General features: G+C 69.9%; 2 protein-coding genes. Both read left to right on the top strand.

Annotated features, from left to right (window positions below):
- Positions 1-225, top strand: a 225-nt coding sequence (locus ACFFNX_RS50470) for an RICIN domain-containing protein (protein WP_378213624.1), incomplete at its 5' end; no start/stop codon positions are given.
- A 40-nt stretch (positions 226-265) separates the two neighbouring features.
- A partial coding sequence (locus ACFFNX_RS50465; RefSeq protein WP_378213623.1) for a glycoside hydrolase family 16 protein occupies positions 266-1,214 on the top strand: 949 nt, incomplete at its 3' end.

The following is a 1,214-nucleotide window of genomic DNA, read 5'->3' as shown; positions in this document are numbered from 1 at the left end:
ATGGACGTGACCGCGGCCGGCACCGCGAACGGTTCGCAGGTCCAGCTGTACGACTGCAACGGCACCGGCGCCCAGCAGTGGACCAAGGGCTCGAACAGTTCGCTGGTCAACGCCGCCTCGGGAAAGTGCCTGGACGCGACCGGCCCGAGTTCGGCCAACGGCACGCGTCTGCAGATCTGGACCTGCACCGGCGCCGCCAACCAGCAGTGGACCCTGCCGTCCTGACGGCATCCGACCGACGAGAACCGACGAGAGAGGACCGAACATGCTCACCGCAACCCGTCGGCGCGCCGGCCTGGTCGCTCTGGCCTGTGCGCTGATCGCCGGGTCCGGTGGCGCCGCGACGGCGGCGACGAGCCCGCGGACCGCTCAGGTCCCGCGGGCCGTCGCCCCGGCCGCGGCGACCTTCACCGACGACTTCGACGGCGCCGCCGGCTCGGGCGTCGACCAGGGCAAGTGGCGGCTGGAGACCGGCGACAACGTCAACAACCACGAGCGCGAGTACTACACGAGCGGCACGAACAACGCCGCCCTCGACGGCCAGGGACACCTGGTCATCACCGCGAAGAAGGAGAACCCGGCCGGCTACCAGTGCTGGTACGGCACGTGCCAGTACACCTCGGCCAGGATGAACACGGCCTCGACGTTCACCCAGGCGTACGGCCACTTCGAGACCCGGATGAAGATCCCGCGCGGCCAGGGCATGTGGCCCGCGTTCTGGCTGCTCGGCACCGGGAACCAGGGCTGGCCGGGCAACGGCGAGATCGACGTCATGGAGAACGTCGGGTTCGAGCCGGGCACCGTCCACGGCACGATCCACGGCCCGGGGTACTCCGGCAGCGGCGGCATCGGCGCCGGGTACACCCTTCCCGGCGGGCAGTCCTTCGCCGACGGCTTCCACACCTTCGCCATCGACTGGTCGCCGAACACCATCACCTGGTCGGTGGACGGCAACCCGTACGAGACCCGTACGCCGGCCGACCTGGGCGGCAACCACTGGGTGTTCGACCATCCGTTCTACATCATCATGAACCTCGCGGTCGGCGGCTACTGGCCGGGTGACCCGGACGGCTCGACATCCTTCCCGGCACAGCTCGTCGTGGACTACGTGCACGTCACCACGTCCTCGACCGGCGGTGGCGGCGCGACCGGTGCGATCAAGGGGTACGGCGGCAAGTGCGTCGACGTCGCCTCGGCGAGCAGTGCGAACGGTG

This window comes from Actinoallomurus acaciae (assembly GCF_042429965.1).
Lineage (GTDB): Bacteria > Actinomycetota > Actinomycetes > Streptosporangiales > Streptosporangiaceae > Actinoallomurus > Actinoallomurus acaciae.
Note: the sequence above shows the minus strand (reverse complement) of the source record. Positions and strands in the feature narration are given on the sequence as shown.